The following is a 13,973-nucleotide window of genomic DNA, read 5'->3' on the forward strand; positions in this document are numbered from 1 at the left end:
GTTTATTCCGCCGCCAGTTTGGTGCTGTCTTTTACCGCCGGTCCGGCATCGATAAAGCTTTTATTGATGCCAGTGCGGCTTTGCACTTCCTGATACCAGTCGGCCGCAGCGTGCGTCTTTTTATTGGTCAGAAACAGGTAGGCTTCATAGTGTGCCTGTGCCTGCTGCGGAATGTTGAGATACAGGTCATAAAGCACAGCCAGATTCAGATGTGCTTCAGGAAAGTCAGGCCATTGTTGCAGGGCTTTGGCATAAGTATTCTGGGCCGCAATAAATTGCCCCTGACGGCGCTGTGCTTCGCCAAGACCCAGCCAGGCATTAACATTTACGTCGTTAATCGCCAGTGCTTTCTGATAATACTCTGCAGCTTCGGCATAATGCTCATTGGTCATGCTGATATCACCGAGCATGGCCAGAGGGCCGGCCAGTGACGGATCTTTTTCGGCAATCACTTTCAGCTTCTGCACTGCTGTTTTTTCATCATCGGCGGCGAGTGCTTTTTTCGCCTCAATAAACAGCAGTACCGAGCCTTTGCTGATGGTACCGGTTTGTTTCAGATATGGATTCTCTGCCGGCACATAGGGAATTTTTTGCCCTTTTTCATCATACGCCTGGTGTGGCAGGTACTTTTCTGTCTGGGTCAGAGTCTGGCTTTCTGTTGTTGTCTGCGTCTGCTGGGCGGCACAGCCGCTGAGCAGTGCCAGAAGCAGCATGGGCTTAACGAATTTCATCGCCATACCTCTTTTGTTCTTCGGTTTTGTTAAATCGCGCCGGAGACAGCAGCGCCAACGCTTTGAAACTGTCATCAATCCACTGGTTAAAGTGACCTTTCCAGCCTTGCTCAACATTGCTGGTGTATACCGACAATGCCAGTTCCAGCATCGGCGCAGCTTGTTGTGCAATCAGCTCGCGGAACATTGCGCTATCCTGCTCGGACATGCCTTCCGGAACGGGCAGGGTCTGCAGCTCGTTAGCCATCTGCTGATACAGACGGGCAATTTTAAAACTGCCCTGGGTGGTGAATTCCAGCAGGCCATATTCGGCAGCCAGCTGATAACGGCTGACGGCATCCTGCAGACTCTGGTTTTTCAGCGGTAAATTGCGCTCGAGATTGGCAGCCAGACGGCGTTTATTAAACTCAGCAGCAAAGTAGTCGCCATATTCGTTATTGGCCCAGGCCGCCAGCCAGCGGGAACGGTCGGTACGCATTTCACCGGCACTGGCATCACCCTGAACAATGCGGCGCAGCCAATAGAGTTTGCGGCGCTCATCATTTTGCTGGCCGTAAATCAGAGCAATGTGATAGCGCGCTTCCATACGGTTATCGAATGGCTGTTCATAATTACGAGCCCAGGTTTTGTAATACTCAAGCGCAGTATCCAGCTGACCCAGTTTTTCGTATAAGCCTGCAGCGGCGAACAGAGCATCACGTTTTACATCAGCACTTTTATCGTTGGCGTACAGGTAGTCGTAGGTTTTGGCAGCAGGCAGCAGCTGGCCATCCTGTTCATAGCCATAGGCCAGTTTGCGTGGGAATTCGGCTGCCAGCTCATGTTGTGGATAAAGGGCTCGTAATTCTTTCAGCTCTGTAATGGCTGGCTGCCATTGTTTTTCTGCAAGTAAAGTTACGGCTGCATCGTATTGGGCAATAACACGGACTTTGCTGTCAGGTGCAATGGTTTTGATGCGCAGCTGCTGTTCGGCGGCTGCCAGTTTTTGCCCGGCGGCCATCATGCCTTCGGCTTTTTTATACACGGCGGTGGCCATGCGCTCGCTGACGGCGACGTATTGTGGGTGTTGTTTGCCCAACAGCTGACGCTGGTTGTCGTAGTTCTTTTCCGCTTCCAGGTAATTTTTCTGCTGGTAATACGAGTGCGCGATAATACCGTATGCGGTTTGTTTCAGATTTTTATCCAGCGCTTTATTGCCGCTAATCAGCTTGCTGGCCACGTCAATCGCTTGTGGATAACGGTTCAGGCTGAATAAATATTCGGCGGCGTTAGTCAGTACGGCAGGTGAGCGCTTGTCGGTATCGTAGCGCTCGGTAAAGCGCAGCATACTGGCGACTGCATTTTCCTGTGCGTGGGATTTTTCTTTTGGATTCTGTTCCAGTTCCGCAATACGGTTCTGATAAGCCAGGATCGCGGCATAACCTGAGCGGTTGCCGAATTCTTTATCCTGATACTGGTAGCTGACAATTTCATAGTCGGCGGCAGCCTGATCGTACTGGCGGGCTTCGAAATGCGCTTCTGCTTTCAGGTAACGTTGTTTGGCCAGATCACTGCTTTGCGGAAAGCTGCTCAGATATTCGCCGTAATATTGAGTCGCACTGGCATAAGAGACGGCTGATTTTTCGTTAAGCTCATCGGCACCTTTAATTTTGGCGGCGTCTTTCTCGCCAGCCAGTTTGGCTTGCGCCTGGGCCTGGGCATGGAAGTGTGCGGCCAGCTCGGTCAGATAGGGTTTCAGGTTGCTGCTGATATCAGCACGCAGGGTTTCGCTGGCCTGTGCCCAGTAAGCGGATTGCATACCGTATTGGGCAACATAAGCCTGCTTGGCCTGTAATACGTCTTTGGCAAACGCACCTTTAATGTAGGCTGCAATCAGCTTGCTGTGCATACCCGGTGTGCGGCTATCCATTGGGTAGCTGGCAATAAAGTGCTGATAGGTTGCAGCGCTGTCGGCGTAACGGTTTTTCTCGAGGTAATAGGCCCCCAGATTTTCATACACCTGCCAGATATAGGCTTTGTTGCGCAGGCCTTTTACGTCACTGATTTTTTCGGCACCGCCGAGGTTTACCAGTGTCAGACTGATGGAGTGCAGGGTGTCATCAACCAATGGCTTTTCGGCGTTGCTCAGGGTCTGGCTGCTTTGCTCGTCAAGAACAACGGAGAGCACATAAGCAAAAGATTCCAGTGCATCATCAAACAGTCCGCGCTTATACAGAGCCCAGCCCAGCATGTAATGGGCATTGAGCTTCAGCGATGGGGCATTGGCTTCCGTTACCGTGCGGTAATGAAATTCGGCCTGCTTGTATTTTTCGTTATTGAAATTGATGTCGCCTAAGCGGAAATGGGCTTCGGCAATGCCGGAGTAATCCGGGTGCAGAGCCACCAGACGCTTAAGCATGGCCTCGGCATTTTTAGGCTCGCCTTCCATCTCATAGGCTTTCGACAGCTGGTACAGCACTTCCGCGTTATCCGGAGAGTTCGGATATTTTTCCAGAATGTCGATATAAGAATTAATAGCGTCGCGGTAGTAACCTTTGCTTGGTTTATTCTCCGGGCTGGTTTGCAGGTGATCACCTTCGGCCATGGAGACACCGGCGATACGGCGTTCGATCTGCTCTTTCAGAAACTTGTCATCGACCAGCTCAAGCAGTTCCTGATATTCCTCACGCACCTGATGGTGATTCATATCGGAAAAATCGAGGTTACTTTCTTCGGTTTCCTGGCTTTTTAAGCTGCCGATTGTGTCGTTGCCGCCAAACAGACTGCATCCGCTCAACAATATTGGCAAACCCATAAGCAAGCCTATGTGGTTAAGGTGTTTCATTGCTGTGCTCCGCTGCTGGAATCTTCGATGTTATTCAGGGCTTTGTCGTAAAGCCGCGCTTTACCCAGGCGCGCCTGTGCCCAGTAGTACCGGATCCGTTCTTCGTGCTTATCCAGCTCGGCGGTAATGACACCGCGCATCACTTTTTCCAGTGAGCGGATAAGGCTGTTGGTATTGCTGAGTTCCTGTTCAACCTGCGCTGCCAGTTTTTTACTGCGCGCCTGCAGCTGATAACTGAGTTTGTAGGGTTCTTTGATGGCGGCTACCTGGTCCATTTTATCGCCAACCAGTTCCAGCTCTTTCTGGGTATTGGCCCAAAGACTGGTAAAGCGTTCCTGATCACGTTCGGACAGTGTCAGGGTGGTCAGCTTCTGTTCCATTAATCCATCTTTATAGAAACGGAATTTTTTCTGAGTCTCGTTGGCGGCAGCCATCAGCTTTTCCATGCCGGTCTGGTCGCGGCGGATACGGATGATGAGCTCATGTTCGTGAATCTGCATTTGCCAGAACTGCAGGTTGCGGCGGATACCATACAGATCGCGCAGCTCTTTGATGACTGAGTAAAAATTATTGGAAGCCATCAGCTCGGTAAGAAAAGGGGTCAGCTTGTTGTAATCCAGGCTTGGCTGCATGCCATACCAGTCAGATTCGTCCAGCATGGCTTCGAGGTTAATAACAAATTCCTGTGGAATTTCTTGCGAGGCGATAACCTTACGCGCCATCTCAATAGCACTCAGGCCGTCTTTAAACGCTTTTTCGGCCAGCAGATATTGTTTCAGGGCACTGCGCTTGGCACCTTCGGTTTCATAAACATGGGCCAGCAGTACTTTGGCTTCCTGAGTTTCGGGAATGGTAATTGAACGCTGATTTAACAGATTAAGCGCAGGTACTGCGTCGCTATAGCGTTTTAATTTGATCGCGGCCCAGGCATAGGTTAACAGTGCGCGATTGGAATACAGGCCAGTGGTACGCACGCCCTGCAGATAATTCCAGGCAGCCAGCAGATTGCCTTCGGTCATTTCCAGTTGTGCCAGCGCGTGCCGTGCACGGTCAGCCAGTACGGCCAGCTCTTCACTTTTATGCAATGCCGCAGTGGTCATTACGCGGTTCAGGCTGGCCATAGCTTCTTTGGTTTTGCCGCTTTTCAGCTGGCTGATGGCCAGGTTGTAAATCAGGTAAGGCTGAAAACGAATATTGTCTGACAACTGATTAATACCGGCGTTGGCAGCATCAGTCTGGCGGTTGCGGATATTAATCAGCGTCGCCAGGTAGTTATATTCACCGGCAATATCCTGCGGTACCTGACCGTTAATCTGCATCAGGGCATGCGCAGCACGCGGAGTATCGGCTTTCTGATAATAGAGCTTGGCCAGATAAAACCAGGCGCGGTTGCGTTGCCCGGCAGCAACTTCCGGGGTGAGCAGCTGGCTGAAGATTTCTTCGGCCTGACCGGCAATACCATAAGAAAGGGTCATACCGCCTTTAAGTAAGCGGGCTTCATCGCCATGATGCTGCAGAGCATTCTGGCTGAGGGCGTATTCGTACTGTACCAGAGCGGAAAAATAATCCTGCTGATAGTAATCAAACAGAATACCGCCGTACTCCAGGTCTTTAACCTGCGCGGCGGTGGCACACTGGCTGGCAAGTATGAGTGGCAGCAGAAAGCGCATAAACATTCGCATAAGCACTACCACTGATTGATGGTAAACACAGGTTCCTGGCGGGCGCTGTCATCCGTGATGGCCAGTTCCAGATATTGGCTTGCTTTGCCTTTTTCCAGAGTCAGCTCTGCTGCTCTTTTATAAGCGCGACCATTCGGACCAATACCAGTAAAAAAGGCGGTGACTTCGTGCTTGCCTTCAGACAGGTTGGTCATAAACAGTTTCTGTACGCCACCGCGGTTCAGGGCTTCACGCTGTTTGGCGGAATACAGATGAGTGGAGACCATCTTGTCGTCGATTTTCAGTTTGACGCTTTCCAGGGTAAAAAACTGTCCACCTTCGACGGCCACAAAAACTGAAAACTGGGTGTTGGTCGGAAACAGCAGTGCTTCTTCCATTACCCGCAGATCTTTGTTCAGCGTGATAACACGGTTCTTCAGCGCCTGAATGTTTCCTGACAGGCGCTGCACTTCGCTCATGGCTTTGTGGGCTTTTTCTTCCGATTTTTGCTGGCCGAAATCAATGCTGGCATCTGCGGCTAACAGGGGGGCAGATACGGAAAAACTGATGAAAAATGACAATAATGCCCAAAAACGCACGTCTGTTACTCCTGCCGCTCTTTACGCTGACGTTGGACGGTCGGGCATTATCTGCACTTATGAATTTAAAAACCTGCACCTGTTCAAAAAATGGAATAGTGCCAATTTTTTTTATCGCTAATGAGGCCTGCGTCACACTTTTGCTGCAACGGATGTCACAGTGTGAACAAGTTAACAGTCGGAAGGTGATTCACTGCCAGACAGCCGGAAGGCCTTTTCCGTAAGATGCCCGCCGAATCTGTTATGACGGCATCATCATGCAACAACACCTGATACTGGCGCTGAGCCTTTGTCTGGGGGCTTCTGTCGCCCTGGCGCAACAAGACAAACCGGCACAGCAGGAAAAACAACCTCCACAAGTTTCCAGCGAAGATATTGATCAGGCCCTGAAAGTGAAGGTGATTGATCCGTTTCTTGAGCTGCATACCGGCCCCGGGCGTGGTTATCCGGTTATTTATGTGGTGGAAAAAGGCGAAGAGATTGCAGTGGTCAGTCGCCGTACAACCTGGTATCTGATCGCCGACCGGCGCGGCAAAACCGGCTGGGTGACCCGTGAGAGCCTGGCGCGGACACTGCTGGAAACCGGCACGCCAGTGGCGTTACCGGAAACCCGCCACGGTGATTTTTTACGTCACAAAGCGCGTCTTGGTTTTACTGTCGGCCAGCAGGAGGGCTCCGAACAGGTAAGTCTGCTGGCGGGTTACCGCCTGAACCGTAATTTTGGTATCGAAGCCGAATATGGTCAGTTGTTCGCAGATACCGTCGATGGTTACCAGCGCTCGGTCAGCCTGATTGTTGAACCGACGGATCGCTGGTCTTTCACTCCTTTTTTGTCAGCGGGTTTTGGTCGTCAGGAGTTGCAGCTGAAAGAAAAACTGCCTGGCAATAAACCGGTTAACGATGATTTCCGCAGTTTAGGCATTGGTGTAAATGCCTACATCGGTTTCAACTTCGTATTACGCGGTGAATACCGCAATCTGACAATATTTTCAGACAATGACACAGTGAGTAACGCAATATGGCGAATTGGTTTCAGCAGTTTCTTCTGACGGCAGCAGTGTTGCTGCTCAGCCCATTGGCATTGTCTGCAGAAGAGGGTAATGATGGATCGGTGGTGATTAATCCGATCAAAATTATTGAGCCGGATGTTCAGCAAAGCAAAAATGATCAGGCAAAAATCGACAATGAAGTGTTCGAGGCTGGTTTTTTCCTGGGCATGATCAGTATCGAAGATTTCGGCACACATCCGCTATATGGCGTAAAAGCGTCATTTCATGCAACGGAAGATTTTTTCCTGCAGGCAAACTATGGCCGCAGTGAAGCCGGCCGTACAAGCTATGAAACCATTAATGGCAGTGGCATTAATATTCTGACTGATGCCGAACGGGAATACAGTTATTACGATGTTCTGGTGGGCTACAACCTGTTCCCTGGTGAAACCTTTGTTACACGTAATCTGACGTTTAATTCTGCATTTTATCTGGTTGGTGGTGTTGGTAATACGCGTTTTGCCGGGGATGAGCAATTTACTCTGGTGATTGGCACAGGTTACCGCATTATTTTTTCAGATTGGCTGACCTGGAACCTGGATTATCGTGACCACATGTTTGACACGGAGCTGTTGGGGCATAAGAAGCAGACGCACAACATTGAATTTGCTACCGGGTTAACAGTTTTCTTTTAATTGCATAACGGTTTGTAAACACAGGTCGCATTTTGTAGTCGTCATTCCGTTTACTATGCTGGTGTTACTTTAAGGTTGGAGGCTTTATGGCTAGTCGGAATTTCGCAACAGGTATGCTGCTGTCTGTTTTACCGCTCGTTTTCAGCAATATCAGTGTTGCCGGTTCACCCTCAGACTATAGCGAAGCCTGTGAGTGCAAAACCTCAGAGAATGGTACGCGTACCATTCCGGTTTTAATCCGCGACTTTAAAACCAGCCATCCGGATTTTGAAACCATGGATGGTGTCGATTATGGCATCGTAAAAGAAGATCTGGGTGACGATGGACGTCCGGTTTACGCGCATGAAGGCCGCAGCAGAACGACAACGGGCAAAGCCAATTTTGACCAGTGGTATCGTGATGTTCCGGGCGTGAATATGGCCATCAGCAAGAATCTGACGATTCGTGAAATTGCTTCAGGCTTCTGGGAATACAGTAACCACAGTTTCTTCCCGATTGACCGTGAAGGCTTCGGTAATCAGGGAAATTATCATAATTACCACTTCACGCTGGAAACACATCTGAAGTTTTATTATGTGCCGGGCGGCCACTTTACCTTCCGCGGTGATGATGACCTGTTTCTGTTTATCAACGGTAAGCTGGCGATGGATATCGGTGGTGTTCATGGCATGATCGAGAAAACCCTCGATCTGGATCAGGTTGCCGAGCGTCTGGGGATTGAGCCTTACAACACCTATTCATTTGATCTGTTCTTTGCCGAACGCCATACCACTGAGTCGCATTTTAAATTCCAGACCACACTGGAGCTTGAATGCCTCTGATCCGGATTATATAAGCGGATAAGCAGTAATAAAAAACCCGGCAATTGCCGGGTTTTTTATTACTGCGGGTTAAAGAACAAAATCAGTTGGCTTCAACGATGCGCTTCATGTCAGTCATGTAGCCACGCAGTTCCTGACCAATCCACTCAACCGGGTGGTTGCGGATGTTTTCGTTCACTTCGATCAGGCGCTTGTTGTCTACAGAGTTAGACTTCAGCTTCAGGCCTTTACCGATAACGTCGGTGCTGATGTGTGGCATGAACTTCTCGCGCAGCAGAGGTACAGCAGCGTGAGAGAACAGGTAGTTACCGTACTCAGCAGTATCGGAAATAACCACGTTCATTTCGTACAGCTTACGACGGGCGATGGTGTTGGCGATCAGCGGAGTTTCGTGCAGAGACTCGTAGTACGCAGATTCTTCAACGATGCCGCTCTCAACCATGGTTTCGAACGCCAGTTCAACGCCGGCTTTGATCATGGCAACCAGCAGGATGCCGTGGTCGAAGTATTCCTGTTCGTTGATTTCAACGTCAGAAGCCGGTGCTTTTTCGAAGCCGGTTTCTGCCGTTTCTTCACGCCAGGTCAGCAGGTTTTTATCGTTGTTGGCCCAGTCAGCCATCATGGTGCGGGAGAATTCGCCGGTCATGATGTCGTCCTGATGCTTGCGGAACAGAGGACGCATCAGTTCTTTCAGTTCTTCAGCCATGTCGAACGCAACGATTTTCGCCGGGTTAGACAGACGGTCCATCATGTTGGTGATGCCACCGTACTTCAGAGCTTCAGTCACAGTTTCCCAACCGTACTGGATCAGCTTGGCTGCGTAGCCTTCGTCGATACCGTCTTCAACCATTTTCTCGAAGCCCAGGATCGCACCGGTCTGCAGCATGCCGCACAGAATGGTCTGCTCGCCCATCAGGTCAGACTTAACTTCAGCAACGAAAGAAGATTCCAGACAGCCAGCGCGGTGACCGCCAGTACCGGCAGCCCATGCTTTAGCGATGTCCCAGCCTTCGCCTTTAGGATCGTTTTCAGGGTGAACAGCGATCAGGGTCGGAACACCGAAACCACGCTTGTACTCTTCACGCACTTCAGAACCCGGGCACTTAGGAGCAACCATCACAACGGTCAGGTCAGGACGGATCTGCATGCCTTCTTCAACAATGTTGAAACCGTGGGAGTAACCCAGGCAGGCGCCTTCTTTCATCAGAGGCATAACAGCAGAAACAACAGCAGTGTGCTGCTTGTCTGGCGTCAGGTTGATCAGCAGATCAGCCTGTGGCACCAGTTCTTCGTAAGTACCAACAACGAAACCGTTGTCAGTCGCGTTTTTCCAGGACTGACGCTTTTCAGCGATGGCTTCAGCACGCAGGGTGTAAGACACGTCCAGACCGGAATCGCGCATGTTCAGACCCTGGTTCAGGCCCTGAGCACCACAACCAACGATCACAACTTTCTTACCTTTCAGGAATTCAGCTTCGGAAGCGAATTCAGAACGGTCCATAAAACGGCAGCGGCCCAGCTGATCCAGCTGTTGACGCAGGTTCAGAGTATTGAAGTAGTTAGCACCCATCTCTGGCTCCTTAAATTGAGGTTATGTGGATTAAAAAACGTTGCGGCGAATAGTAGGGGAAGATGGCTGTTGCGTAAAATGCTATATTTGCGCCGTCTCGTTGCGTTTTATGCAACGTCCTTATTTCAGCTAAGGAAATACGATGGATTACAAGGACTTGCAGGTGTTCCTCAGTCTCAGTTCGCTGCAGCATCTGGGTAAAGCCAGCCAGCAATTACATATGAGTGCGTCGACACTGAGTCGCCGTCTGGCGCGGATGGAGGAAGAGGCCGGGGCACAGCTGTTCAGTCGTGACAGTTCACCCCTGCAGCTGACACCGGCGGGCGAGCTGTTCCGTCAGCACGCTGAGCAGACCCTGCTCAGCTGGGAGCAGTTGCGCAGTGCGGTGGGAACCCAGGTCAGCAATCTGAGCGGCCGGCTGACACTGTATTGCTCCGTTACCGCCAGCTACAGCTTTCTGGCGGACTTATTGTCGCGCTTTCGCGAAAAATATCCGCAGGTCGATCTGCGCATTCATACCGGCGATGCAGCGGAATCCATTCCCCGGGTCGAGTCCGGCGAGGCTGATGTGGTGATTGCCGCGCGTCCGGAACAGCTGGCTGGCGGTCTGACTTTTAAAGCCATGGCGGCATCACCGCTTCTCTTTATAGCGCCACGCGCACCGGGAGCGGTGCTGCCACTGAATCAGACGGAGATCGACTGGGCGCAGGTGCCGATGGTGTTGTCGGAATCTGGTCTGGCACGCACCCGCGTTAACCGCTGGTTTGCCGCACGTAATATCGCCCCGCATATTTATGCTCAGGTAACGGGTAATGAGGCGATCGTCAGTATGGTGGCACTGGGAGTAGGCGTTGGTGTGGTGCCGGAGCTGGTGTTGCGCAACAGCCCGATGGCTGGTCGGGTGCGGGTTTTAAATGTGCAGCCGGAACTTGAACCCTTTGCCATTGGTCTGTGTGCCCAGAGTCAGCGTTTGCAGGAACCCCTGTTGCAGGCGTTATGGAAGACAGCCGCCATTTAATGCCTCATAATGAGCGGTTCTACTGAGGTGTGTTTATGAGCCTGCAACAAATGAATGATGACAACAAGGTTGTACCCCTGATGGATAACGAAGACGAGAACGGACGTAAGTCTGCCAAGTGGCCGGGACGCAAAGGCATTTACCTGTTGCCGAACCTGTTCACTACCGGTGCCTTGTTCTCCGGCTTTTATGCGGTGGTGGCCAGTATGAACGGCCATTTCGAAAACGCGGCGATCGCGATCTTTATTGCCATGATCCTCGATGGTCTGGACGGACGTGTTGCCCGCCTGACCAATACCCAGAGTGATTTTGGTGCTGAGTACGACAGTCTGGCGGATATGGTGTCCTTCGGTGTGGCACCAGCGCTGGTTGCGTTCAGCTGGGCACTGCAGGATCTGGGTAAGATTGGCTGGGTGGGTGCTTTTATTTATGTCGCCGGTGCGGCATTGCGTCTGGCACGTTTCAATACCCAGCTGGCGGTGGCCGATAAGAACTTCTTTACCGGTCTGGCCAGCCCGGCGGCGGCAGCTATTGTGGCTGGTACCGTATGGGTGTTCAGTGAAACCGGAACACCGGGTGCGGAAATCGCCTGGCTGATGGCCGTTGTCGTGCCGGCTGCGGGTCTGCTGATGGTCAGCAACTTCCGCTACCACAGCTTTAAAGGTCTGGATCTGCGCGGCAAGGTGCCTTTTGTTGCCATGCTGGCCGTAGTCTTCGTGTTTGTCGTGGTCTCCATTGATCCGGCCAAGGTGCTGCTGGGCGTGTTTATGACCTACGCACTGTCGGGTCCGGTGTATGAAGCCTGGCTGCGTCTGCGTGAAAAAAGAGCCAAAGGTTGAATTCTTAGCCCAATTTGAGTCTAACCTTGCTCTGAGTCTTCCCGCGCGTTATCTGCTCTTATCCGGAGCCGGCGCGGGAAGGCGGTTAAACCGCCAGCCGAGGAGCTTCCATGATCATTAAGCCGCACAACCCCTCCGATCCTTTAGCGTCCGAAATCACTCCTCACTCCCTCTATCTTAAGCGTCGCCAGTTTATTGGTCAGGGTGCGGCATTAGCATTTGCTGCCAGTGCTTTGCCGGCTCAGGCGTTGCAGAGTCGTGAAGATCCGGGCAGTAGTGGCTCGCCCTGGCTGCGGGAGCAAATAGGCTCTGCGCGTGAAACCGCGTTTGGCGAAGATGAGGTGCTGACGCCCTACAGCAGTGTTACTCAGTACAACAACTTCTATGAATTCGGTACCGGTAAAGATGACCCCTACCGTTATGCCAGTAAGCTGAAGACTGATCCATGGTCGGTGACGGTGGATGGTGAGTGCGAAGTAAAAGGTACCTTCTCCCTTGAAGATCTGCTGAAAGGGCAGCAGCTGGAAGAGCGCATTTATCGTCTGCGCTGCGTCGAGGCCTGGTCGATGGTTATTCCCTGGATCGGTTTTCCGTTGGCAGATCTGATTAAACGCTTCAAGCCACTGGCCAGCGCTAAATACATTGAATTCATCACGCTGGAAGATAAAAAGCAGATGCCGGGTCAGCGCTCGGCCTTCTCAACCATCGACTGGCCGTATAGAGAAGGTCTGCGTATGGATGAGGCCATGCACCTGCTGACGCTGATGGCGGTCGGCTTGTATGGTGAAGTGCTTCCTAATCAGAATGGCGCGCCGTTGCGGTTAGTGGTGCCGTGGAAGTACGGCTTTAAAAGCATCAAGTCGATTGTTGCCATCCGCTTCCGCGAAACCATGCCGCGCACGACCTGGAATGACATTGCACCGAATGAGTACGGCTTCTATGCCAATGTGAACCCGCAGGTTGATCACCCGCGCTGGAGTCAGGCCAGTGAGCGGCGCTTACCATCTGGTCTGTTCAAACCAAACCGGATTCCGACGCGTCTGTTTAATGGTTACAGCGAAGTCGCTTCTCTCTATTCAGGCATGGACCTGCACAAGTACTACTGAACCGGGATTGTTTGCATGATCAGGCTGCGCCGCATTGTCCTCTTTTTATTAGGTATCACGCCATTCCTCTATATAGGCCAGGCAATCGTTCGGCTACAGTCTGGTGAATGGGATATTTTAGGCCCGGAACCGGGGAAGGCGGTTGTCTGGATTACCGGTACTTGGGCATTTAACTTTCTGCTGCTGACGCTGGCGGTCACACCGCTGCGCCGCTTACTGAAACAGCCCTGGCTGATTCAGCACCGCCGTATGCTGGGGTTGTTTACTTTCTTCTATGCCTCTCTGCACCTACTGTCTTACTTTGCGTTCCTTCTGGAGTGGCGTTTCGCTGAATTGGGGGCTGAAACGATTAAGCGGCCTTATTTACTATTAGGTATGACAGCCTGGTTGCTGCTGTTGCCATTAGCGGTGACATCCACCCGTGGCTGGCAACGGCGGTTGAAGCAGGGGTGGAAGCGTCTGCATAAGCTGATTTATCCGTTATCTGTTCTCGTGGCGGTTCATTATCTGCTGCAGATCCGTTCTTCGTGGTTCGAGCCAGTGTTGTATGCCGCGCTCGTACTCTGTCTGCTATTACTGCGGTGGCAGAAAGCCACGGCCACGAAGCACGCTGATGGACATAATAGTTAAGTAATGTAAAAAGCAGTTGACCCCCGGATTCATATCCCTATAATGCGCCCCTCTCGACTGCTACGGCGTGTTGAGGAGATTGAAAAAGCTTTATTTTTCAATGACTTGCAAGATTCTAACGAGTTGCCAGTCGCTGAAAAATTATCGAAAAAGGTGTTGATTTCGGTCAGTAAGAGCGTAGAATGCGCCACCTGCTTTGAGAGTGACCCGGAAGGGTTGTTTGAAGCTGAGTTAAGTGATTGATTTTAAAAGAAATTTTGAAAATTAACGCTTGACACGATCTGAAGGTGCTGTAAAATGCGCCGCCTGAGTCGGGAAGCGAAAGCGGAAAGATTCAGGAGGTTAAGCGGTTGAAAAGATTCAAAAAATCGCTTGACACCAAGAGCTGCTTATATAGAATACGCAGCCCGCTTTGAGAGAAACGAAGCGACGTTCTTTAAAAATTCAAGCATTAAGTAATTCGTGTGGGTGCTTACTGAGACGCTCTGGA

Annotated in this window: 12 protein-coding genes; 7 read left to right on the forward strand and 5 right to left on the reverse strand. The window is 51.3% G+C overall.

What is annotated here, in order from left to right; all coding sequences use genetic code 11:
* Window positions 1–2: 2 nt before the first annotated feature.
* From LGT44_RS15295 to LGT44_RS15310, 4 genes are read right to left on the reverse strand one after another with little or no spacing between them, the layout of a single operon-like run.
* Window positions 3–731 (reverse strand): tetratricopeptide repeat protein, encoded by a 729-nt coding sequence (locus LGT44_RS15295; RefSeq protein WP_230331874.1) that lies wholly within the window; start codon window positions 729–731, stop codon window positions 3–5.
* Window positions 718–3,555 carry a tetratricopeptide repeat protein gene (locus LGT44_RS15300; protein ID WP_230331875.1) on the reverse strand — a complete coding sequence of 946 codons (2,838 nt, stop codon included), beginning with the start codon at window positions 3,553–3,555 and terminating at the stop codon, window positions 718–720. The genes LGT44_RS15295 and LGT44_RS15300 overlap by 14 nt, the downstream gene beginning before the upstream one ends.
* A complete protein-coding gene (locus tag LGT44_RS15305) occupies window positions 3,552–5,237 on the reverse strand; it encodes a tetratricopeptide repeat protein (protein WP_230331876.1) in 1,686 nt (561 codons plus the stop codon). Before LGT44_RS15305 ends, LGT44_RS15300 begins: the two co-directional genes overlap by 4 nt.
* 5 nt (window positions 5,238–5,242) lie before the next feature.
* Window positions 5,243–5,815 carry an AraC family transcriptional regulator gene (locus LGT44_RS15310; RefSeq protein WP_222428628.1) on the reverse strand — a complete coding sequence of 191 codons (573 nt, stop codon included), beginning with the start codon at window positions 5,813–5,815 and terminating at the stop codon, window positions 5,243–5,245.
* A 257-nt stretch (window positions 5,816–6,072) separates the two neighbouring features.
* On the opposite strand from LGT44_RS15310, the gene LGT44_RS15315 reads away from it, so the two are divergent.
* The 3 genes from LGT44_RS15315 (at window position 6,073) to LGT44_RS15325 (ending at window position 8,320) form a co-directional block, all read left to right on the forward strand.
* A complete protein-coding gene (locus LGT44_RS15315) occupies window positions 6,073–6,864 on the forward strand; it encodes an SH3 domain-containing protein (RefSeq protein WP_230331877.1) in 792 nt (263 codons plus the stop codon).
* The gene (locus LGT44_RS15320) at window positions 6,834–7,499 is read left to right on the forward strand and encodes an outer membrane beta-barrel domain-containing protein (protein WP_145471083.1); all 666 of its coding nucleotides are present in this window, start codon (window positions 6,834–6,836) and stop codon (window positions 7,497–7,499) included. The genes LGT44_RS15315 and LGT44_RS15320 overlap by 31 nt, the downstream gene beginning before the upstream one ends.
* Before the next feature lie 86 nt (window positions 7,500–7,585).
* Entirely contained in the window at window positions 7,586–8,320 is a 735-nt protein-coding gene (locus tag LGT44_RS15325) for a fibro-slime domain-containing protein (RefSeq protein ID WP_230331878.1), read from the forward strand.
* Window positions 8,321–8,402: 82 nt separating this feature from the next.
* Here LGT44_RS15325 and ilvC read toward each other — a convergent pair whose 3' ends face one another.
* The gene (ilvC, locus tag LGT44_RS15330) at window positions 8,403–9,890 is read right to left on the reverse strand and encodes a ketol-acid reductoisomerase (protein WP_145471081.1); all 1,488 of its coding nucleotides are present in this window, start codon (window positions 9,888–9,890) and stop codon (window positions 8,403–8,405) included.
* A 142-nt stretch (window positions 9,891–10,032) separates the two neighbouring features.
* Here ilvC and ilvY point away from each other — a divergent pair, with 142 nt between their 5' ends.
* The 4 genes from ilvY to LGT44_RS15350 all read left to right on the forward strand — a co-directional run bounded on the left by ilvY (window position 10,033) and on the right by LGT44_RS15350 (window position 13,483).
* Entirely contained in the window at window positions 10,033–10,908 is an 876-nt protein-coding gene (gene ilvY / locus LGT44_RS15335) for an HTH-type transcriptional activator IlvY (RefSeq protein WP_145471080.1), read from the forward strand.
* Window positions 10,909–10,943: 35 nt separating this feature from the next.
* Window positions 10,944–11,747, forward strand: coding sequence for a CDP-diacylglycerol--serine O-phosphatidyltransferase (pssA, locus tag LGT44_RS15340; RefSeq protein ID WP_371736687.1), 804 nt, complete (start codon window positions 10,944–10,946; stop codon window positions 11,745–11,747).
* A gap of 110 nt (window positions 11,748–11,857) precedes the next feature.
* Window positions 11,858–12,853 (forward strand): protein-methionine-sulfoxide reductase catalytic subunit MsrP, encoded by a 996-nt coding sequence (gene msrP / locus LGT44_RS15345; protein ID WP_230331879.1) that lies wholly within the window; start codon window positions 11,858–11,860, stop codon window positions 12,851–12,853.
* Between the two features lie 15 nt (window positions 12,854–12,868).
* Complete coding sequence (locus tag LGT44_RS15350) at window positions 12,869–13,483, forward strand: protein-methionine-sulfoxide reductase heme-binding subunit MsrQ (RefSeq protein WP_230331880.1); 615 nt, start codon at window positions 12,869–12,871, stop codon at window positions 13,481–13,483.
* Window positions 13,484–13,973 lie beyond the last annotated feature (490 nt).

This window comes from Thalassolituus alkanivorans, assembly GCF_020447205.1.
GTDB lineage: Bacteria > Pseudomonadota > Gammaproteobacteria > Pseudomonadales > Oceanobacteraceae > Venatoribacter > Venatoribacter alkanivorans.